This window comes from Nonomuraea ceibae (genome assembly GCF_019396325.1).
Taxonomy (GTDB): domain Bacteria; phylum Actinomycetota; class Actinomycetes; order Streptosporangiales; family Streptosporangiaceae; genus Nonomuraea; species Nonomuraea ceibae.
This window is the reverse complement of the sequence record NZ_JAHKRO010000048.1, coordinates 44,890-64,040: the sequence shown is the minus strand read 5'-3', so window position 1 is coordinate 64,040 and position 19,151 is coordinate 44,890. Positions and strand designations below refer to the sequence as shown.

The 19,151-nt window shown below is 68.1% G+C and carries 21 protein-coding genes and 2 pseudogenes; 12 read left to right on the top strand and 11 right to left on the bottom strand.

The annotated features are described in order from the left end of the window. Both KME80_RS26915 and KME80_RS26910 read right to left on the bottom strand, forming a co-directional pair. Positions 1–182: pseudogene (locus tag KME80_RS26915) on the bottom strand (IS5/IS1182 family transposase); the annotation flags it as partial. 600 nt (positions 183–782) lie between these two features. After that, the gene (locus KME80_RS26910) at positions 783–1,892 is read right to left on the bottom strand and encodes a PP2C family protein-serine/threonine phosphatase (protein ID WP_308125943.1); all 1,110 of its coding nucleotides are present in this window, start codon (positions 1,890–1,892) and stop codon (positions 783–785) included. Between the two features lie 175 nt (positions 1,893–2,067). Between KME80_RS26910 and KME80_RS26905 the strand changes: the two genes are divergently transcribed. The 3 genes and pseudogenes from KME80_RS26905 (at position 2,068) to KME80_RS53590 (ending at position 5,243) form a co-directional block, all read left to right on the top strand. Next, entirely contained in the window at positions 2,068–4,092 is a 2,025-nt protein-coding gene (locus tag KME80_RS26905) for a SpoIIE family protein phosphatase (RefSeq protein WP_219509031.1), read from the top strand. Further along, positions 4,089–4,709 (top strand): annotated as a pseudogene (locus KME80_RS53595) (IS982 family transposase); the annotation flags it as partial. The gene KME80_RS26905 and the pseudogene KME80_RS53595, both read left to right, overlap by 4 nt. A 12-nt stretch (positions 4,710–4,721) precedes the next feature. Next, a complete protein-coding gene (locus tag KME80_RS53590) occupies positions 4,722–5,243 on the top strand; it encodes an SPFH domain-containing protein (RefSeq protein ID WP_443681634.1) in 522 nt (173 codons plus the stop codon). Positions 5,244–5,372: 129 nt separating this feature from the next. On the opposite strand, the gene KME80_RS26895 is transcribed toward KME80_RS53590, so the two are convergent. Then, on the bottom strand, positions 5,373–6,686 hold the full coding sequence (locus KME80_RS26895; RefSeq protein WP_219509029.1) for an erythromycin esterase family protein: 1,314 nt from the start codon (positions 6,684–6,686) through the stop codon (positions 5,373–5,375). A 291-nt stretch (positions 6,687–6,977) separates the two neighbouring features. Then, the gene (locus KME80_RS26890; protein WP_219509028.1) at positions 6,978–7,592 is read right to left on the bottom strand and encodes an alpha/beta fold hydrolase; all 615 of its coding nucleotides are present in this window, start codon (positions 7,590–7,592) and stop codon (positions 6,978–6,980) included. Positions 7,593–7,997: 405 nt separating this feature from the next. Here KME80_RS26890 and KME80_RS26885 point away from each other — a divergent pair, with 405 nt between their 5' ends. Together KME80_RS26885 and KME80_RS26880 are read left to right on the top strand one after the other, a co-directional pair. Continuing rightward, positions 7,998–9,395, top strand: a complete 1,398-nt coding sequence (locus KME80_RS26885; RefSeq protein ID WP_219509027.1) for a glycosyltransferase family protein — start codon at positions 7,998–8,000, stop codon at positions 9,393–9,395. A gap of 106 nt (positions 9,396–9,501) precedes the next feature. Then, positions 9,502–9,705: a hypothetical protein gene (locus tag KME80_RS26880; RefSeq protein WP_219509026.1), complete on the top strand. Its 204-nt coding sequence runs from the start codon at positions 9,502–9,504 to the stop codon at positions 9,703–9,705. Between the two features lie 287 nt (positions 9,706–9,992). Here KME80_RS26880 and KME80_RS53330 read toward each other — a convergent pair whose 3' ends face one another. Then, positions 9,993–10,151 (bottom strand): zinc ribbon-containing protein, encoded by a 159-nt coding sequence (locus KME80_RS53330; protein WP_219509025.1) that lies wholly within the window; start codon positions 10,149–10,151, stop codon positions 9,993–9,995. 12 nt (positions 10,152–10,163) lie between these two features. Next, a complete protein-coding gene (locus tag KME80_RS26870; protein WP_219509023.1) occupies positions 10,164–10,565 on the bottom strand; it encodes a four-helix bundle copper-binding protein in 402 nt (133 codons plus the stop codon). A gap of 320 nt (positions 10,566–10,885) precedes the next feature. Between KME80_RS26870 and KME80_RS26865 the strand changes: the two genes are divergently transcribed. The 4 genes from KME80_RS26865 (at position 10,886) to KME80_RS26850 (ending at position 12,501) form a co-directional block, all read left to right on the top strand. Continuing rightward, positions 10,886–11,179: a DUF2795 domain-containing protein gene (locus KME80_RS26865; protein ID WP_219509021.1), complete on the top strand. Its 294-nt coding sequence runs from the start codon at positions 10,886–10,888 to the stop codon at positions 11,177–11,179. 199 nt (positions 11,180–11,378) lie between these two features. Continuing rightward, the gene (locus KME80_RS53325) at positions 11,379–11,954 is read left to right on the top strand and encodes an L-dopachrome tautomerase-related protein (RefSeq protein WP_219509020.1); all 576 of its coding nucleotides are present in this window, start codon (positions 11,379–11,381) and stop codon (positions 11,952–11,954) included. Then, complete coding sequence (locus tag KME80_RS26855; RefSeq protein ID WP_219509018.1) at positions 11,921–12,196, top strand: SMP-30/gluconolactonase/LRE family protein; 276 nt, start codon at positions 11,921–11,923, stop codon at positions 12,194–12,196. The genes KME80_RS53325 and KME80_RS26855 overlap by 34 nt, the downstream gene beginning before the upstream one ends. A 44-nt stretch (positions 12,197–12,240) precedes the next feature. Next, positions 12,241–12,501, top strand: a complete 261-nt coding sequence (locus tag KME80_RS26850; protein WP_219509017.1) for a hypothetical protein — start codon at positions 12,241–12,243, stop codon at positions 12,499–12,501. Positions 12,502–12,543: 42 nt separating this feature from the next. On the opposite strand, the gene KME80_RS26845 is transcribed toward KME80_RS26850, so the two are convergent. Next, positions 12,544–13,374 (bottom strand): SigB/SigF/SigG family RNA polymerase sigma factor, encoded by an 831-nt coding sequence (locus KME80_RS26845; RefSeq protein ID WP_219509015.1) that lies wholly within the window; start codon positions 13,372–13,374, stop codon positions 12,544–12,546. A gap of 624 nt (positions 13,375–13,998) precedes the next feature. Next, complete coding sequence (locus KME80_RS26835) at positions 13,999–14,550, bottom strand: serine hydrolase domain-containing protein (protein WP_219509012.1); 552 nt, start codon at positions 14,548–14,550, stop codon at positions 13,999–14,001. Positions 14,551–14,958: 408 nt separating this feature from the next. On the opposite strand from KME80_RS26835, the gene KME80_RS26830 reads away from it, so the two are divergent. Together KME80_RS26830 and KME80_RS26825 are read left to right on the top strand one after the other, a co-directional pair. Continuing rightward, entirely contained in the window at positions 14,959–15,351 is a 393-nt protein-coding gene (locus KME80_RS26830; RefSeq protein ID WP_281427179.1) for an MFS transporter, read from the top strand. Between the two features lie 2 nt (positions 15,352–15,353). Next, entirely contained in the window at positions 15,354–15,779 is a 426-nt protein-coding gene (locus KME80_RS26825; RefSeq protein WP_219509010.1) for a low affinity iron permease family protein, read from the top strand. Between the two features lie 68 nt (positions 15,780–15,847). Here KME80_RS26825 and KME80_RS26820 read toward each other — a convergent pair whose 3' ends face one another. Beyond that, positions 15,848–16,393, bottom strand: coding sequence for a hemerythrin domain-containing protein (locus KME80_RS26820; protein ID WP_246645838.1), 546 nt, complete (start codon positions 16,391–16,393; stop codon positions 15,848–15,850). Between the two features lie 257 nt (positions 16,394–16,650). Here KME80_RS26820 and KME80_RS26815 point away from each other — a divergent pair, with 257 nt between their 5' ends. After that, positions 16,651–17,853: a hypothetical protein gene (locus tag KME80_RS26815; RefSeq protein WP_219509009.1), complete on the top strand. Its 1,203-nt coding sequence runs from the start codon at positions 16,651–16,653 to the stop codon at positions 17,851–17,853. 155 nt (positions 17,854–18,008) lie between these two features. Here KME80_RS26815 and KME80_RS26810 read toward each other — a convergent pair whose 3' ends face one another. Together KME80_RS26810 and KME80_RS26805 are read right to left on the bottom strand one after the other, a co-directional pair. Further along, positions 18,009–18,455 (bottom strand): DUF4383 domain-containing protein, encoded by a 447-nt coding sequence (locus KME80_RS26810; RefSeq protein ID WP_219509008.1) that lies wholly within the window; start codon positions 18,453–18,455, stop codon positions 18,009–18,011. Between the two features lie 315 nt (positions 18,456–18,770). Then, entirely contained in the window at positions 18,771–19,058 is a 288-nt protein-coding gene (locus tag KME80_RS26805; RefSeq protein WP_219509007.1) for a HesB/IscA family protein, read from the bottom strand. Positions 19,059–19,151: the final 93 nt, after the last annotated feature.

The following is a 19,151-nucleotide window of genomic DNA, read 5'->3' as shown; positions in this document are numbered from 1 at the left end:
GGGATGGTGCATCGGATCTTGCGGGCGCGCAGGTGCTGCCGGATCGCGCGGGAGGAGTACGCCTTGTCGGCCCGGACGACCTCGGGCCGGGTGCGTGGGCGGCCGGGCCCCAGCCGGGGCACCTTGACGGCGGCCAGGACCGTTGGGAACTGGTGCGCATCACCGCGCTGCTCCGCCGTCACTGCGATGCGGGCACTTAAGGAGTCAGACGTGATCCCTTCCACCGCCTGACATAGTCCTCGACGGTTCGTCATCGAACTTACCGGCACCCGGGCCGACCAAGCCCGATCGCGTCCTCCGGGCCAGGCCGATCCCTGTATGGAGCCTGCTGCCCGCTGGCACCGCACCACTCATCTGACCAGGAAGCGACCGGATCGCCGGGCTTGCAGCAGCATCATTACGCAGAACCTGTCCGAGCAGGACCGGCGAGTCCTCGCCGACCTGATCCCTCAGTACACGCAGCCAGAAACCAGTCCGAACGGCAGCTACCGGCGGGGAAGCACCCGAATCCCCTGGGATGCCATCTGAAAGCCGCCGCCGCGGCCCAGAGGCAGCGGCGCCCCGGCATGCCTCGATCATGCCGTGGGCGTCCGGGTGTCCCGCTCGCCACAGCAAGGCCAGGTCCAGGGCTCCGTCGCTCTGCTCCATGGGCACGACGCCGGCATGCGCATCATCTCAAGGCCGCCACCAACCATGGCGGAGATGGCGGCATGACCACGGCGATGCCGAGACGACGAGCGCGGCTCGTCCCGCTGAGTCCGGGCTTCAGTGCACCCCGGAGGTCAGGGCGGCCCGGTCCTGCGCAGCATGAGTATCGTGGTGTCATCGTGCTGACCGGCCGCCCTGAAGGCGTGCAGGTCCTCGCCCAGAGCGCGGACGAGACTGGCGGGCGGGTCCGCGGCCCACGCGCGCAACCGCTCCTCCAAGGGGTAGAACCTGCCGCGCGCGTCACGCGCCTCGGTCACTCCGTCCGTGCACAGCAGCAAGCTCGCACCGCGCGCGAATCTGAACGACACGCCTGCGCGCGGCGCCGGAGCCAGTGCCGCCAGACCGAGGGGGACCTCCGCCTGCCCCAGGTCCGCCTGCCGGATGTCACGGCCCTGAATCACGTACGGGGCGATGTGGCCACAGTTGACCACCTCGACCGCCTCGGTCTGCGAGGCATCCTTGATGTCCAGGATGAGCGCGGTGACCAGCCGCTCCGGCTCGCCGTCCTGAGCCGCGAAGTAGTTGTGCCTGACCACCGAGTTCTCCAGTGCGGCTACTACGCCGGTGAGCGTCTCCTCCCGGTGGGCCGCCTCTCTGAACGAACCCAGCAGCGCGACCACCATCCCGATCGCCGACAGGCCCTTGCCTTGCACGTCAGCGATCAGCACCCGGGTGCCGGTCTGGGCGACGGCCACGTCGTACATGTCGCCGCCCATCATGGTGTCCTCCTCTACCGGCTGGTAGAGGCCCTCCACCGCGATCTCAGCCGTACGCAGAGGCAGCGGGCGCACCAGGAGCTGTCTCAGGGCGGAGGTCGCCGAACGCAACCGGAAAACCTCCGCCTCCCGCTTCACCCGGTAGCGGCACCCGGCCACGCTCAGCAACCCAAACAGGCCGGTGAACCCGGCCGCCAGCAGGATGTCGTCGGGCTCGCCACGCAGGTAGATCGCCGTGCCGACCTCCACCACCAGCACCCACACCGCGGCGACGGCAGTCTGCCACACCGCCCCGAGCCCCGACACGATGGCCGGCAGGAAGATCAGCAGCGGGTACAGGCGAACCGCGGTGCCCGTGGACACGTCCAGCACGATCACCACGGCAGTGACGAAGGCGAGCCCAGCCAGGAACAGCGGCGTCCGCAGACCAGGACCGGCCCCAGGCCGCCCCCCAGCGTCGTCAGTCACCCCTGCCCCCTTCACCACCAAACCACCTTCTACCAGCGGTATCTCCGCCCAGCCCTTTCGGCGCGCCCACGTGACCCTTCTTTGTGCGCCGGGCGTGACGCGGATCCGGGGAGGCGTTCCGGATGACGACGGCCGGGTAGGGCTTTGACCATCGTGGCCGTCGGGGGAGGTCACCATGGGTGGGTTGCCGTTCGAGATGCTGGCTCCTGCGCCGGTGGGAGTGGCGGTGACGCATGGCCCCAACCACCGGCTGATCTACAGCAACGAGGTGTACCGGTCGCTGGTCAGCGTTCCCCGGCGCGGGATGCCCGTCGAGGAGGCGTTCTCCGCCTATGTGCTGCCGCGCTACCGGGCGCGCTTCGACCAGGTGTACGCGACGGGCGAGCCGGCCATCGGCGTCGCGGAGCCGGCGGTGCCGATGCCGGGCAGCAGGACACCGGCGGGGCGGTTCTTCACCTTCAGCCTGTCGCGGGTCGTCCTCGGCCCCGGCGAGTACGGCGTGCTGGTGGTCCTGATGGACGTGACCGAGCAGACCTCCGCCGCGCACCGGGTGTCGGCCATCGCCGAGGAACGCCGCCGCTTCCTGCGCCGCTACGAGAGCCTCATGCGCGTCAGCGCGGACGTCTTCTGGGTGACCAGCAGGGACGGGTACGTGTCGGAGCCGAGCCCCAGCTGGGAGCGGGTGACCGGGCAGCCGTGGGAGGAGCACCGGGGGCAGGGCTGGCTGCGGGTGGTTCACCCCGACGACCGCCAGGCCACGATCGAATCCTGGTCACGGGCCGTCGGCGGGGCCACGGAGATGTGGGAACACGTCTACCGGCTGCGCACCGTCGAGGGCGGCTACCGGCATTTCCAGCTGCGCGCGGTGCCGATCTGCGAGGACGGCGACGTGGTGGAGTGGGTGGGCACCTGCACCGACATCGAGCAGCGATGGCAGGAGGAGCGGCGCCGTCGCCTGCTCGACCGGGCAGCCTCGGCCACGGCGCAGTTGCGGAGCCTGGAGGAGATGCTGGGCGCGCTGGCCGACGTGATCGTGCCCGAGCTGGCCGACGGCTGCGGCGTCTATCTGGTCACCGACCTGACCGGCGAGCGGCACGGTGGCGCCCCGTTCGTCGTCGAGCGGCTGGCTACCGCCGCGCGCCCCGGCATACGGCGGCTACCACCGTACAGTGAGGAACAACTCCCCGCCGACAACGCCTTCGTCGAGGCCGCGCGGCGCAGGCGACCTCTGCTGAAGACGTTCCCCGCCGGCTCGCCGCCGGCGAACGTCGCCCCCGGCGGCACGCTGCCCTGGCTGACGGCGAACGGCGCCAACAGCATGCTGATCCTGCCCGTCGTGGTGGACGGCACGGTCCCGGCCGTGGTCAACGTGGTGACGTGCGGGGACCGTCCGCCGATCAGCCGGGCCGACATCGCCCTGCTGAACGGCATGTTCGATCACGCCCATGACGCCCTGAGCCGGGCGATCCGCTACCAGCGCGCCCAGCAGATCGCGCTCGCGCTCCAGTACAGCCTGCTCGCCGAACCGCCGCGGGTGGACGGCCTGGAGATCGTCGCACGCTACCGGGCGAGCCCGGCCGCGGCGGAGGTGGGCGGCGACTGGTACGACTCCTTCGTCCTGCCCGACGGCGTTCCCGTCCTGGTGATCGGCGACGTGGCCGGCCACGACCTGGGAGCCGCGGTGGCGATGAGCCAGCTGCGGAACATGCTGCGCGCCCTGGCGATGGACCGGTGCGAGCCTCCGGGAGAGATCCTCACCCGGCTGAACGTCACGATGGGATCGCTGTCGGGCGACGTGATCGCCACCTGCGTGTTCGCCCGCGTCGAGAGGCTCGGCGACGGCTACCGGCTCCGTTACGCGGTGGCCGGCCATCCTCCCCCGCTGCTGGTCACCCTGGATGGCGGGGGTCGTTTCCTGGACGGCGCCGTGAGCCCGCTGCTCGGTTTTCCGCACGAGGGCGGACGTCCGTCGATGGTGGAGCCGCTGCCGCCGGGCAGTACGCTTCTGCTGTATACCGACGGCCTCGTCGAGCGGGCCGGCGAGCACCTTGACCGTGGCCTGCAGCGGCTGCGCCGTCAGGCGGAACGCCTCGCCGACCAGCCCGTGGACAAGTTCTGCGACCAGCTGCTCAGCGCGATGCCCATCACCGGCCTGGACGACATCGCCGTCATAGCGCTGCGCCTGCCCGTTCCGGGGTGAACCGGCGGCTCGTGCATGCCGCTCGGCGCGCTGCCGTCGGGCAGGCGCAGGCCGAACTCCATGCCGAGCGGCAGGCCGTGCTGGATGAGCAGGTCCGGCTCGGCCTACACCAGTTCGGTGCCGAAGCCGGTGACCTGCAGCATCGCCGGAGTCAACGGCGGCACGACGGCGGACGGCTGCCCTCGCAGGCCGTCTACAACCGGCAGTTGCGAGATCTGGGCCCGCAGATGTCGGCGGCGGCCTTGTGGATGGCCCGCCAGATCCCGACCTGGCATGAACCGCTCCGGCTGATGGACGGCACCCCGGTCCGTTGCGGCGCCTCGCGGGTGACGGTCAACCGGTCAAGCCTGGGCGAGATCGCCGGATACGGCATGGACAAGTCCCACCACGCCTTCTATTGGGGCGCCAAGCTGATGTTGATCACCACCGCCGACGGCGCGGTGACCGCGTTCAGCCTGGCCTGCCCCAAGGAACTCGACGAACGCAAGCAGGCACTGCACCTGCTGCACGGTCACCAGAGCGCCCCCGGGTCGTGCGCGATCGTGTGCGACAAGGGATTCGCCGGCGCCGGCATCGAGAGAGCCGCCGCTGATCTGGGCCACCGGCTGATCCGGCCCGCGATCAAGTCGGTGATCGCCATTGAGGACTACGAGGTTGCCACGTCAAAAATCGCCCAGACGACGCTACGCAGCGTCTTGGGGCAGCGCAGCCTCGACGACTTGCTGATGAAACGTGAAGAGATCAACCAAGAACTCGCTCACATCATCGACGAGCTCACCAATCCCTGGGGCGTCAAAGTGTCACTTGTCGAGGTGCGTGATGTGTCGCTGCCGGAGGCGATGCGGCGGGCGATGGCGCGTCAGGCGGAGGCCGAACGCGACCGGCGCGCGCGGGTGATCCACGCGCTGGGCGAGAAGGAACCCGCGCAAAACCTGGGGGACGCGGCAGCCATCCTGGAGGAGCATCCGGCGGCGATGCAGCTGCGCACCTTGGGCTCCCTCGTGGACGCGGCCTCCCAACCCAGCTCCACGATCGTGTTCCCGGTCCCGATGGAACTGCTCCAGCTCATCCGCCCGAGTTCACCAGATGGCACCAGAGATCAGGAAAGGGCTCATGAACCACGTCCAGCAGAACCAGCTCCAGAAGAGTGAACTTTGCGCCCCTGTCAACAAGCAGGAACCGGAATCTGCTGGCCGCTCGCCCTGGCCATGAGGGCCGCGCTCCATCGCCGATCACTCACCCTCTACGATCAATGGCCCATATCCTGTGGAATCAGTAATCTAGACCGTGAACGGGTAGGCCTCGCCTCGCTCCCAGCAGCCAGTACGTTCGAGCGGTTCCAACGCCCGGGTCTCATCGATGTGGATCACCGCGTCGAACTGGTCGGCCACCCGGGCGCGGAAGTAGTGGCTCTGTCGCTCGGTCCGCGGCCGGTAGATCACGCCGATGGCGCGTTCGAGCAGGGCGGCCCTCAATACATCGGCAGCCGGCCTGGCGACGTCGAAGCGGAGCATGAACTCCCGAGCCTGCACCCGGTGCAGCAGCTCCTCCACACTGCCGGGCAGCGCCGGACGCACCACCTTCCGTTCGGCCGGGCCGCCCCACTCGTCGGCCGCGGTGACCGTACCGGAATAGGTGGTGAAGCCGATCGAGCGGCACTCGCCGGGGTGGCGTTCGCGGATCAGCTGCCCGACGTTGAGCTCGCCCCGGGCGCCCATCTCCGTCGCTCGCGCGTCGCCGAGGTGTGAGTTGTGCGCCCACACGACAAGCTTGGCGGGCTCTTCGCGGACGCGGCTCAGATGCTCGGCGAGCGCGTCGAGAGTGTCGGCCATATGCTCGTCGCGCAGGTTCCAGCTGGACACCCGGCCGCTGACCATCGAGCGGTAATAGCGCTCGGCCGCCTGGACGGTCACCGCATTGCGCTCGGCGTGGAACAGCTCGTCCTCGTCGAGCAGCCCGTCCCTCCTGGCATACGCGTGCGCGTTCCGCTGCAGCTCGACCAGCTGGGCGACCGCCTCTTCCTCACACCACTCGCCCGCGCCGAACGCCGCCGACATCGCGTACGCCTGGCCGTCGCCATCGGCGTGGTCGAAGCACGAGTAGCGCCCGCGGGCACGAGCTGCGGCTTCGGGAGAGACCCGGTCCAGGTAGCCGATGACGTCCTGGATGGACCGGTGCAGGCTGTACAGGTCCAGCCCGTAGAAACCCACCCCCGCACGAGTCCGGTCGTTGTGGTCACGCAGCCGACCGACGAAATTTAGGACGGACGTGTTCCGCCACATCCAGGTGGGGAAGCGCTCGAAACCACGCAACGCCTGCTCGGCCGTCTCGTCCTGACCGCGGCCGCGCACGTAGCGATTCACCCGGTACGCGTCGGGCCAGTCGGCCTCGACCGCCACGCCGCAGAACCCGCGCTGTTCGATGAGTTTCCTGGTCATCTCCGCCCGTGCCGCGTAGAACTCGGCAGTACCGTGGGACGCCTCGCCGATCAGCACCAGGCGAGCGTCCCCGACCAGTCCGAACAGCACCTCATCCGGAGGCACGCCGTTCCGGACGACCGTGGCGGCCATGCGGATGACCTCTGCGTCAGGCAAGCCCATGGTGCCCGCGTCGCCGCGGTCACGAAAGGGGCGGTCTGCCATGGCTTTTCATCCCATCTTGAAGCACGCCACAACGGTCTTGCCCCGCCCCCCGATAGGGGTAAGGCCCTTCCTGCCGGGGCCGTTGGCGAGCCGGCGCGGCGGCTGCTCCAGCGTACAAAGTGACTTGTGGAAGCCCAGGCAGGAGCATGCCGATGCCGCCTGGTGTCTGAAATCCTGGACCCGGTCTTTTGAGCGTCCACGTCACGGGCGACGCTGCCAGGCGGTCGAGGAGACGAGGAAGCGTCAGTGGTTCGTGCTGAGCCGGGTGGCGAAGCGCCGTACCGGCTCGGACCATGCCTGTAGATCCAGCCACGGGAAGGTGTGCGCGCCAGGTACTTCGACGAGTTCGCCGTCGGGCACCAGTGAGGCGAGTTCGCGGGCCCACGCCCGGGTTCCGATCGCGTCGTCCTTACCTCGGATGACGAGCAGCGGAACCTCCAGCCGGGCCACCGAGTTTTCGAGCGCGTCGTGCAGGTGCGCCCGGACCAGGTGGATCAGGCGCCGCGGACCGGCTCGTTTCCACTCCTGCCGGTGCGATTGGCTCAGCCCGGGCGGTTCCCTGCGGCCATCCAGTCGCCAGCGTACGAGCAGGCGCAGGAGGCCCCGAGCCGCGGGGTCCACGGTCGGGCTGGCGAGCACGACACCCAGCACATCAGGGTGGCTCGGTCCCGCGCGGGCGGCGACCTGTGTCCCGCTGGAGTGTCCTGCCAGCACGACCGGGCCGAGATCGTGTGCGCTGAGCCAGTCGGCGACGCATTGACCGAACACGGCCACGTCGAGCTCGTGCGGCGGGTCCCCGCTACCGGCGAAACCGGGCAGCTCCAGCAGGTGTGCGGGTCCATTCGCCGAACGCGGCAAGCCCTGGCAGGAGGTAGTCGGCCACGGCCATTCCCTGGACGACTACTACCTCTGGCGTGTCGGACCGCTTCTTTCCCACCGCACGGCTACGCATGCGCCCGAACACGCTGTCGTAGTTCGCCGTCGCCACCTCATGTGGGAAGGGCGGTCCTTGCGGTGTCATGCCTTGCTCAGTGCTCTGCATCGGCGGCATCACAGGGGCGACATGCACGCGCCGGAGATCGTTCAAGAGAACGGCGCCGGTTCGCTCGATGCCCCATCTTTCTGTCATATCGCCTGATGATCGGGTGCAAGGGGGACGGACTCGGGTAGAAGGCCGCCATTCCGGCTTCTTCTCGGGGTTACGCCATGACGATCGCTCGCCCACGTCCGCAGCCGACGATTGGTGGGCGGCCGCGGTTCGCCTTGCGCCCAGCCGGGTGGCTGGCGCTGGTCAGTGTCTTGTACGGGCTGGCGCAGTTGATCCTGGTCTCGCCGTGGCTGGGGATCGGGTGGGACGAGGCGGTGTACGCCAGCCAGGTCGCCTCCCACGCGCCGCCCGCGGTGTGGAGCGCGCCGCGTGCGCAAGGGGTGCCGCTGCTGGTCGCGCCGGTGGTGGCGGTGACCGATTCGGTGCTGGTTTTGCGCCTGTATCTGACGGTGGTCTCGTTGCTGGCGCTGTTCGGCGCGTTCTTCGTCTGGACGCGGATTCTGGCGGGCCCGGTGACAGCGGTCGCCGCCCTGCTGTTCGGTGGCTGCTGGCTGTCGCTGTTCTACGGCAATGAGGCCATGCCCAACCTGTACACGGCGCTGGCCGCTGTAGCGGCCACCGGGTTCGTGATCTTGGCCGGGCGGTGGCGCTGGGCGCCGGTGGGGCTGGCCGTGGCGCTGGCGGTGATGTCGCTGATGCGGCCGTCCGACGCGCTGGTGGCGGCGGCGGTCTTGGCCGTGGCCGTGTTCTTCGTCGTGGACCGAGGGCGGCCGGTTGTGCTGGCCGCGATCGCGGCGGGATTGGCGGTGGGCTGGGGGCAGTGGGCGGCCGAGGCGCAGCAGCGGTTCGGTGGGCCGGCCGCCCGGCTGCGGGACGCGGGCGAGCACAACGGCACCGGGTGGGCCTTCTCCGTCACCGAGCATGCGCGCGCGCTGGACGGTCCCACGCTGTGCCGGTTCGGCACCGACTGCGGCCCTGTCTCGCCCGTGGCTCTGGCGTGGTGGGTGGCGATCCCGCTCATGGCCGCGCTCGGGCTGTGGGCCGCTCGCCGTGCTCACCGGTTCGGCCCGGTCGCCCTGGCCGTGGTCACCGGCGTGGCGCTGGCGTTGCCGTACCTCTTCTACGTCTCCTATGCCGCGCCCCGGTTCCTGATGCCGGTGTACGCGCTGCTGTCGATCGCCGTCGCCGAGGCGGTCGTGGCCGGGCTGCGGGGCCGGCGGGCGTTGCAGGTGGTGGTGGCGACCGGGCTGGTGGCGCACCTCGCGCTGCAGGGAGCGTACGGGCATCGCATGGCGGCCATCAACCGGGACGGCAGGGACATGATCGGTGCGGTGGCCGGGGAGCTGCGCCGCGCTGGCGTGCGGCCGCCCTGCATGGTCTACGGCGAGTCGGGCGTGCAGCTCGGCTATCTGCTCGGCTGCCACTCACAAGGCATCATCCAGCGCTTCGCCGAACGGCCGCCGTCTCGCATCCGCCGCTCACTCGACCGCGACGACCGGCTGGTCCTGGTCCACAAGGACGTGCCGCTGCCACCGTATGTGGAGGGCTGGCGCAGCATCGAGCTGCCCGGCCGCTGGCAGGCCCGGTTCCCGGCGCAGGGGGAGCGCCCGTAGAAGGCTGTCCAGCCCTGCTCATGGCAGTCGCCCTTGAACACTCGACGCAAGGTGTGCTGGGAAGGGCGGAGGGTAGGCGGACAGAAGAGCGAAGGGGGCGACGATCATGCCTAGACCGGGCAGCCACGCCTATGACACCAAGCGCGCTCGCGAGCGCAAGCACCAGGAGCGTCAAGGCCGGAGCGAGCAGGAACTGAACTCGCGCGTCAACCGTAAACTGCAGTCCGAGCCCGGAAACCGCCCGCGCAAGGTCGGCGGCGACCGTGCCGAGGGCCCCAAATCCGAACGGCCCGCCAGAGACGAGGACTGAAGCTTCCACACATCCAATCCGAAGCACCGCAGGACCGGATCCTGGAAGCCGGGACAGATTGAGAAGCCATGTCGGCCTCGCCACCCTGCCGCAGCTGGTGGCGAGGCCCGAAAGCGCCGCTCAGCAGGCCGGGCCACCAGGGCAAGAGCAGCGCATCTACAGCGGGCTTAATGGCAGTGCCGACCGGCTCCGTAATGCCTCGGCAGTGCCGAAGCGGCGCCAGATCCACGGCCGTCCCGACAAAGAACGACGCCGGCACCCTGACGGTGCCGGCCGGCCCATCAGTGCTACTTATTGCCCGGCTCCTGAGTACGGCTCTCGTACTCGGCGTGGCCGTTCGGACACTTGGGTATCTTCTCGCCCTGCTTGACCGACACCTTCTCACCGCATTTGGCGCAGTGGAAGACGCCGGTCTTCTGGGCCTTCTCTCCCGCATGGGCGACCATCGCGGAGCCGCCTCAGCTCATCGCTTCGAGGAGGCTGCGGCAGGTCTGCTCGCAGGCGCGGCACCGTTCGGCGCAGATGCGGCAGTGCTCGTGCATCTCGGCATGCCGGCCGCATTCGTCGGCGCATGATCTGCACGCCGTGATGCAAGCCTCGAGCAAAGCGCGGCTGATGTTGGCGTCGTATCCGGTGTGCCGGGACAGCACACGCGCGGTGGCCTGGCAGATGTCGGCGCAGTCGAGGTTGGTACGGACGCACTTGCGCAACTCGCCGACCTGTTCTTCACTTAGGCAGGCGTCGGCACAGGCTGTGCACGCCTGCGCGCAGTCGATCAGCGCCAGGACCGCGTCGGCCAGGCGCTCCCGATTGAGGTTGATCTGGGCCGGGTACGTCTTGATCATCTCGCGGACCGGCATACCGGTTCCTCCCCATGTGGTTGCTTGACGTAGTGGGGGCCTCTACCCGGCCTCCGGCAGGTACACCGGCGAGATTCGGCATGATGACGACAAAGCCGGACGGCCGCACTATCGGCTCAGCTCACTGAGGGCGCGACCTCGACCGCACCGGTTGAATGCGCGGAAGGCATCGAGCACGAGGCGAACTCCTCCTGGTGGCTCAGCGCCATGACGGGATGGGCCGTTTCCAAGGGCGATTCAGCCGAGCGGGCCGGAGATGATGAGCGAACCGCTCTGGCCTCCTCGGAAACCCTTTCGAGAGCAAGCGCGAGGAGTGCACCGTGACCCACTCCGACCTGGTCCGCGTCGCCTTGAGCGGCGTGGACTTCCCTGCGGACAAGCAGTCGATCGTACGGCAGGCGTCCGAGCTTGGCGCCGGGGAGGAGGCGCTCCGGTTGCTGTCGGCGTTGCCACTCGCGACGTACGCCAACGTGCAGGAGGTGCTGCGGTCGATTCCGCGGGACCCGCAGCAGGACGATGAGGTGCCGGCCGACGTGCAGGCGCGGCAGGCCCGGGACAGGAGCGGTGAAGGACGCGGACGCCTGGCCGAGCACCTCCGGGAGCCCAGATCGTGATGTCCCAGCGGGATGGGGCGCTGGAGTTGGTGCACGTCTTCGAGTCCGGGCCGATGCCGAGGGGGGTCACCGTGTCGCGGCAGGGGCGGGTCTTCATCAACTTTCCGACATGGGGTGACGAGGCTCCGGCCACGGTCGTCGAGCTGCGGGGACGGCCAGGCGGTGGCATATTCGGACCAGGAGTGGAACGCCGAATCCGGTGAGGACGCCGACCGGCTGGTGTCGGTGCAGAGCGTGGTCGTCGCTCCGGCCGACCGGCTGTGGATCATCGACACCAGCAGCCCGCTGTTCCGGCCTGTCAAGCCCGGCGGGCCGAAGCTGGTGTGCGACCACCTACCTCAACGACGTCCGTTTCGATCTGCGCAAGGGATGTGCCTACATCACCGACTCGTCCGACCGAGGACCTAACGGGATCATCGTCGTCGATCTGGCCACCGGGCAGGCGTGGCGCAGGTTGCACGACCATCCCAGCACCAAGGCCGAGTCACCGGGAGACGTCCTGCCGATGGTCGAGGGCCAGGTCTTCATGGAACGACCGCCGGACGGCCCGCCGAAGCCGGTGACGATGGGCGCCGATGGCATCGCCCTGGCTGCCGACGGGCGCCGCCTTTACTACTGCCCGCTACTGTCGCGGCGCCTGTACAGCGCCCCTGCCGACGCGCTGACCGACCGTTCCCTCACCGACGCGCAGGTGGCGGAGGCCGTCGTGGACAGGGGGACAAGGGCGGCGCGTCCGACGGCTTGGAGACCGACGACGCCGGACGCCTCTACCTGACCAACTGGGAGCACGACGCCATCATGCGCCGGCTGCCCGACGGCACCGTCGAGACCCTCGTGCACCATTCCGGGCTGCTGTGGCCCGACACGCTGTCGGTCGCTGACGGGTACGTGTACGTCACCGCCAACCAACTGCACCGCCAAGCCAAGTATCAGGGCGGCCGGGATCTGCGACGACGGCCGTATGCGCTCTTTCGCGTACCCATTGGCGCTGGGGCTGTGCGGCTGACGGCGGAATGAGTGGTGTGACGTTCACGAGCGTTCCGCCTGGGCAAGGGGCTGGGATGAGTGTTCATGAAGAGCGGACGCAGCCGGACGGCCCGATGACTTCCGCTGAGGCGATCGACCGCCAAGCCGCTGCCGAGACCGCTGTCGTGATCGTCGGAGGTCTCGGCTCCGGCGGCCCGGACAACCGAATCGGACGGCGTCTCAGGAAGCGTCTGGCCGATCCTGAGACGAGCATGGCCGTGGCTGCCGGTCTTCTTGCGCTGACCGCTTCGGCTGGGGTCGTCGCCTTGGTGTATGCCGTATGGAAGAGACGGTGACAGCGCCGCTGAAGGTGCCGATGACTCGGTTCGCCCGTCGCATCAGGTTCCTGGGGAGAGCGCGGCGCGCAGCTGCCGCAACACGGTGCGCAGGATACGAGAGACGTGCATCTGGGAGATGCCGAACTCAGCCGCGATCTCGGACTGGCTACGGTTGCCATAGAAGCGCATGAGCAGGATGTGCTTCTCCCGGAACGGCAGGGCATCGATGAGTGGCCTCACGGCGTGGTAGTCCACCAGCAGTTCCAGCGACCGGTCGGCCTCGCCCATCACATCGGCCAGGATGACACCATCGTCTTGTTCATCAGTGCGGAACGGCGAGTCCAGCGAGAAGGTGCTGTAGGCGCGGGAGGCATCCATGGTCAGCAGCACCTCTTCCTCGTCGATGCCCATCTGGACGGCCAGTTCGGCCACGTTCGGGGACCGGCCGAGGGCTTGGCTGAGTTCGACAACGAGGGTGTTGAGCTGGGAACGTCGTTCCTGTTGAAGCCGAGGCACCCGCAAAGCCCAGGTGCGATCACGGAAATGGCGCTTGACCTCCCCGAGCATGGTGACCATGGCGTAGCCGCGGAAGTCATGTCCCAGGTCGGCGTCGTAGCCGTTGATGGCTTTGACCAGGCCGAGGTAGGCCACCTGCTGCAGGTCCTCGACCGGTTCGCCTCTGGAGCGGTAGCGACATGCGATGTCTCTGGCCAGGCCGGCGTACATCTCCACCAGACGCTCACGGATGCGGGACCGGATCGGCTCAGAAGTTCGTGGCCGGGCCATCTCGGTCAGCAGCTCTTCGGCGCTCATCTCCTCCAGCGCAATGCGTCGGCCCGTATGCGCTGGCTGGCGTGGGTGTTGTTGATACGCCTCCTCGTGCCTGATCATGTCTCGCTACTGCCCCACCCCCGAATGATCCAACGCGTCAGCCCGTTCTGTCGCGCAGTCTTCCGGTGGATGGACGGAGCTGCGGTCCAACACGCCGTAGGGAAGAGGAGAGTGACCCACGCATTCGCCGGTTCGTCACCTATACGCGCATTGAAGGGTGGTTTCCACGAGGTGATGGGCTCGGTCATCGCTTCCTTCGATGAGCTCGGACATCCGGTTCGGTACGTAGGCGAAGCCGAGGTCGCTGGCGGGGTCGGCGAAGGCGAAGGCTCCGGTGACGCCGGCATGGCCGAAGGCGCCGGGTGGCCGGCGGCCGGCCACATCGGACCTCCGGGGAGCATGAATCCCTGCCCGTAGGCAGTGTCACAGCCGAGGACGAGATCCGGCCCGGTGGCTTCGACAGTACGTGCCCGGTCCGTGGTCTGCGGACGGAGTAGCCGGATGCCGTCGACTTCGCAGACCAGCGAGGCATAAAGGTGGGCCAGACCGGCGGCGTTGCGGCTCCACCGCACGAGGGTATGTCCAGTCGGCAGGCCCGAACGCTTTCCAGGAGATCCGCGGTGACGGTCACGCTGCCGAAGGTCGCCCGGCTGAAGAGGGAGGCCGGGTCGCAGATGGCCTGGTTCAGCGCGCTGAACTGGGGGTTGCCACGCCCGTGCTGGAGCTGCCGTTCGGTGGGTGGCACGAGACCCGCGAGCAGCCGATCGTCACCGGAGCGCGGGCCGATGTGCAGATCGACCAGAGCGGCAAGGCGATCTCACGAGCGAAGAACTGCGCGGCCGTCAGGCCGGTGACGCGCCGGATGGTTTCGCTGACCAGCCAGCCCATCGTCAGGCAGTGGTAGCCGTGGGCATGCCCGGGCCGCCACGCCGGCCGTGCCGCCGCCAGCGCATCGGCCACCGGCGTTGCCTTCTCCATCTCGGCCAGGGTCAGCGGCCGGTCAACGGCCACCACGCCGGAACGATGTCCCAAGACCCAGCGGAGCGGGATGCCCGCCTTTCCTTCGGCGGCGAATTCCGGCCAATGTTCCGCGACCGGCGCGTCGAGGTCAAGGATGCCGCGGTCCACCAGCACCATCGCGGCGGTTGCGACCAGCCCTTTGGTGGCCGAGGCGAGAAGCGCGATCGTGTCCTGCCGCCACGGGACACCGTCAACATCCGCGAGGCCGGACCACAACACACCACTGGTTGCCCGTGCTGGTAGGCGGCCAGGGATGCGCCCAGTTCACGGCCGTGTTCGAAGTTGCGCCGAAAGGCGTCACGGACGTCGCCGAAGCGAGGTTCACACACTCCATGGACCTGAGCCACACCGTTCCTCATGGCACTCAGCTCCGTCAGAGGCGAGATTCGGGCGGGACGAACTCTCGTTCCGGCTACCCGGCGTCCTACGGAGGAAACCACCGCCTACCGCGACGCGGAGTGTGACCGAGACCTTCAGCGAACCCTGCTCAGCGGCCCCTGACCAGGGCGTATTCCGGAGCCGGACGCGTATCACCCGCGACAGCGGGTAGCCCCTCGCGTGCGAGGAGGGGGACAGGCATGCGTATCGCGATGATCGCGCCGCTATGGTAAGGCCGTTCTGTTCTTGGGCAGCTTTATGAGGGTGCTTGACAGCTTTTCTCATGACTGTGCCGTGCCATCGCTTCAGGCGGACCTGGACTCCACCTTTGGTGAAGCACAGTTGGTGATCGCGGGATATGGATTCGCGCACGCTGTGGGTATGATCATCGGTGGCCGGCTGGGCGATCACTTTGGGTGTCGGCGCCTGTTCGTCATCGGTACGGCCGCGTTCGTCGTCGCCTCGGCGGCATGCGCCAGTGCCTGGGACCCGTTCGCTCGGGTCGACCTTCCCGGGCCTCGAAGTGCTGTCTGTTACGAACGCACACGAGCCGTTGGTGCTGGTCCAGCGTGTGGCCCTAGGGGTTTCAGTAGATCATTCTGGGAAAGGCTGTGTGCCTCCGTTCCGCTGGAGGAGTAGCGATGACCTCAGACCAATCCAGTAACGATCGCCAGGCCATCATGCCGTCCGACGTGACTGCTCGCCTTTCGTTCTTTGACCGATTTGCCAGCCGGGCTGCGGCTTTCGTCTCGGGTGCCTGGTTTTTCGCCATGTGCGTGCTGCTCGTGCTTATCTGGGCGCCGTCCTACTTCATGTTCGGCAGTTTGGACATTTGGCAGCTTGTCATCAATACCGCGACCACCATTGTCACGTTCTTGCTGGTCGCCCTGCTGCAGAACTCCCAGAGGCGGTCCGACGACGCCATCCAGCACCAGCTCAACGCCATCGCCGACGGGCTTGCCGATTTCATGGCGCATGTCGCGAGGGAGCAGGATGCTGCACGGCTGCGTGACGACCTGGGGGAGCTGAGAGCCGCGGCCGGGCTGGAGGACAAAGAAGGCAGCTGAGCTTCAGGAATTCCGGTCAGGAAGGTCGGAGGGGTCCTTGCTGCCCTTGTTCCTTGGTAAGACCGCGGTTAGCTCTTGGTGCCCATGGCCTGGCGGATGGCGTCGCGGGCCCGGTCCATCATCGCGATCGGCGTGCCCATGAGCATGTTCTTGGTGGCGGACTCGGTGCCGGGGTGCGGGTGCGTTGGTGCCATCGCCTCGGCGGCCTTGACCCCGGTGGCCAGCGTGCGGCGTTCGGCTTCGGTGGTGTGGGCGCGCAACTTGTAAAACTCATAACGCTCCTCGGCGCGGGCGTGCGCCTCGACGGAGCCGCGTAGCAACAGGAGGTTGTCCATGAAAGCAGGGTCCTCAACCCCCGCTTGGTCCATCTGCTGCAGGAGCTGCTTGGCCTCGTTTTCCTCGGCCAGCCGGTCTTCGACCACGGCGTCACCCGCGTCGATCTTGCGACGGGCGTAGGGGTGGACGATCTCCTCCTCCGCTGTCTCGTGCACGGCCAGCAGCCGAACCAGGCGGGTGAACGCCTCGCCCCGCTGTTCGGGGGCCGCCTGCTCGACCTCGTCGAACAGATCTCTGATCAACGCGTGCTGGGCTAGCAGCAGGTCGATGACGTCCATCTCAGCCATTGTTTCCGGTGTCTTCCGTTGGTCGGCCATGATCGATCTCCTCTCGGATACGGCCGCCTGTCTACCCGTGGGCGCGGTGGTCACGCATCGCCTTGCCAACTCCGGGCTGTTCTGCGGTCCAAAGAGGTGATTGTGCCAAGGGCCGCTGGGTAGGCCGGATCTCGGTGCCGCCTCGCGGATCAAAAGGTGGCCGGCCAGGGCGCGGCCACGGGGCCGCGCAGTCGAGCAGCTTGAAGGAGCGCGCGCACATGACCTTCAATCCGTTGCGGGAGCGGGGCATCCCTCTCGACAAGCAGCTACGCAACTGGCGTGAACTGAACGTCATGCCCATCGACCCCGACCACGCCGACCCGTACACCCGGTGCCGGATCATCGCGATGAACGGGATCGAGGTGGAGGCGATCCTGTTCAGCCACCAGCTCGCCCGGCACTGCCCCGACCTGGAGCTCAAGCAGCAGCTCGCCCGGGTCCGCTACATCGAGGCGCAGCAGCAGAAGGCGGTCAACTGGCTGCTGCCGGGCGTCTCCTCGGTGCTGGAGACCACGCTCGCCTACGAGCAGGTGGCCGTCGACCTGACCGCCTGGGTGGCCCGGATGGAGCCGGACCCGTATCTCAAGCAGGCCTACCAGTTCGGCGTCCTGGAGGACTTCGACCACCTCTACCGGTACGCCAACCTGTACGAGATGATCGAGCACCGCAAGGCGGAGAAGATCGTCGACGACCTCACCGAGGTCATGCCGGGCCGCCCGACCTACCTGCACCACCGCGACCCGATCGACAACGTGCGCGAGCCGTACGACAAGAGCTCCGCCGCGCCGATCTCGAAGCTGCACGCGCTGACCATCATGGCCGCCGAGCAGCAGACCATGAACTTCTACATGAACGTCGGCCCCACCTACATGGAGCCGATCGCCCGCCAGCTCTACCAGGAGATCGGGCTCATCGAGGAGGAGCACGTCACCCACTACGAGTCGCTGGTCGATCCGGGCGAGAGCTGGTGGGAGATGCTGCTCAACCACGAGTACAACGAGTGCTACCTCTACCACTCGTTCATGGAGACCGAGTCCGACCCCAAGGTGAAGGCCATCTGGGAGCTGCACCTGAACATGGAGCTGGAGCACCTGCGGCTGGCCGCCGAGCTGTTCAAGAAGCACGACGGCCGCGACCCGGAGCAGGTGGTCGCCCCCGAGCTGCCGACGCCGGTCACGTTCGAGCCGAACAAGGCGTACCTGCGCGAGCTGATCGCCACCCAGATTGACTACACGACGCTGGGCACCGGCTACGTCCAGGAGGCCCACGAGCGGTTCGAGAAGATGCAGGACGAGCTGATGGGCGGCGAGAAGGCGCCCTCCGAGCGGATTATCGAGGACAACCGCGCCAAGTCCGGCGAGGAGTACCGGCTGCAGACCGAGGGCGAGCACCCCGTTCACAGCCTGCAGATGCAACGCTGACGGTGCGGTTGCCTCCAGCCGACGTGCAGGCGCCTCGGCCTGCGCATGACCGCCGCGCAGGCGTGCGGCGGTCCGGCCGTCTCCGGCGTGGCGCAGGGGCCGAGCCTGCGGCAGCTCCGGCTCGGGGCACGGAACCCTGCGCGCCCTCGCTGTACTTACCGCGCTGCGGAGGTGTGTCGGCGGGACAGGAGGAAGCCGAGGCCGATCATCCCGACGGCCAGGATGAGGTGCAGCCAGTTGTCGGCCGTGTTGAGCGGGACGAAGTTCGCCGGGTTGTCGTGCCCGATCAGCAGGCCGTAGATCCACAGCAGCAGATAGATGAGGCCGCCGCCGATGAGGAAGGCGCGGGCGCGGGACCAGGTCCTGGACAGCAGGATGCCAGCGATTCCGAACAGCAGGTGGACGAGGTTGTGCAGGATCGATACCTGAAAGACGTTGAGGAGCAACGCGCCGGACTCGTGGCCGGCGAACGTCATCTCGTCATAGTGGGCCGTGATGCCGGGGACGAACCCGAGCACGCCGACGAAGACGAACACAGCGCCGGTGACGAACGCCGCCAGCTGGACGGGACTTCTGCCGGCGGCGGTACGAGGGCTATCCATGATGCCTCCTGAGGGTCTTGGCGAGCGCCTACCCCGAGTGGACAGGCCCAGTCGCGCCGTTCTGGTCACCGCCCGAAGATGTCCAGCGCCCGCTCCACCGAGACCTTCTCCCGCCCGTAGGCCGCGTGCGTCGGCCAGTCCTGGGTGACCGGTGTGTCCTCGGGGTCGGGGGAGTGGGCGCCAGGCCGCCGGTGGCGAGGTCCAGGTCGTCTTGCCCGGACGTCGCCCGGACAGTTGGCCGGTCGGCTCGAAGATGGGGACGACGTGGGGATCGGCGGCACAGACGTCGGTCAAACCCCGCCGGAGAACAGTGCTTCAGGTCTGGGGAATGATCCGGAAGGATGGCCGGTCGTCATCCATCTCCGCGTCGAGGGTCTTGTCGTCCAGAAACGAGGCGGCGCTCGGTTCGAGGTACACCCGTACGCCTTCACCCTCGAGTATCTGATCGTCCGGATGCGGGCCGCCCGAGACCGACAGCTCGAGAGATCTGCCGGAGCCGTTGGTGGAGGAGGCTGCGATGCGCAGCCCGGTGTCCGGCGGAGTTTCCGGTTGCGTGGTCAGATCGCGTATCGCCGCGACCGCGTCGGTGGTCAGCGTGAGCACGGCAACTCCTCCCGGTTGTCCGCTCAATTTGCTTCTGAATTCTTGCCCGCGCTGGAGAGGCCGATAACCCCAACAGGGGGCAAATGGTGACAA

Bases quoted from the DNA above. Each gene is read 5' to 3' on its own strand.
- KME80_RS26905 (WP_219509031.1), top strand. From the start codon at position 2,068: ATGGGTGGGTTGCCGTTCGAGATGCTGGCTCCTGCGCCGGTGGGAGTG.
- KME80_RS26880 (WP_219509026.1), top strand. From the start codon at position 9,502: ATGCCTAGACCGGGCAGCCACGCCTATGACACCAAGCGCGCTCGCGAG.
- KME80_RS53330 (WP_219509025.1), bottom strand. From the start codon at position 10,151: ATGGTCGCCCATGCGGGAGAGAAGGCCCAGAAGACCGGCGTCTTCCAC.
- KME80_RS26870 (WP_219509023.1), bottom strand. From the start codon at position 10,565: ATGCCGGTCCGCGAGATGATCAAGACGTACCCGGCCCAGATCAACCTC.
- KME80_RS26850 (WP_219509017.1), top strand. From the start codon at position 12,241: ATGAGTGTTCATGAAGAGCGGACGCAGCCGGACGGCCCGATGACTTCC.
- KME80_RS26845 (WP_219509015.1), bottom strand. From the start codon at position 13,374: ATGATCAGGCACGAGGAGGCGTATCAACAACACCCACGCCAGCCAGCG.
- KME80_RS26825 (WP_219509010.1), top strand. From the start codon at position 15,354: ATGACCTCAGACCAATCCAGTAACGATCGCCAGGCCATCATGCCGTCC.
- KME80_RS26820 (WP_246645838.1), bottom strand. From the start codon at position 16,393: ATGGACGTCATCGACCTGCTGCTAGCCCAGCACGCGTTGATCAGAGAT.
- KME80_RS26815 (WP_219509009.1), top strand. From the start codon at position 16,651: ATGACCTTCAATCCGTTGCGGGAGCGGGGCATCCCTCTCGACAAGCAG.
- KME80_RS26810 (WP_219509008.1), bottom strand. From the start codon at position 18,455: ATGGATAGCCCTCGTACCGCCGCCGGCAGAAGTCCCGTCCAGCTGGCG.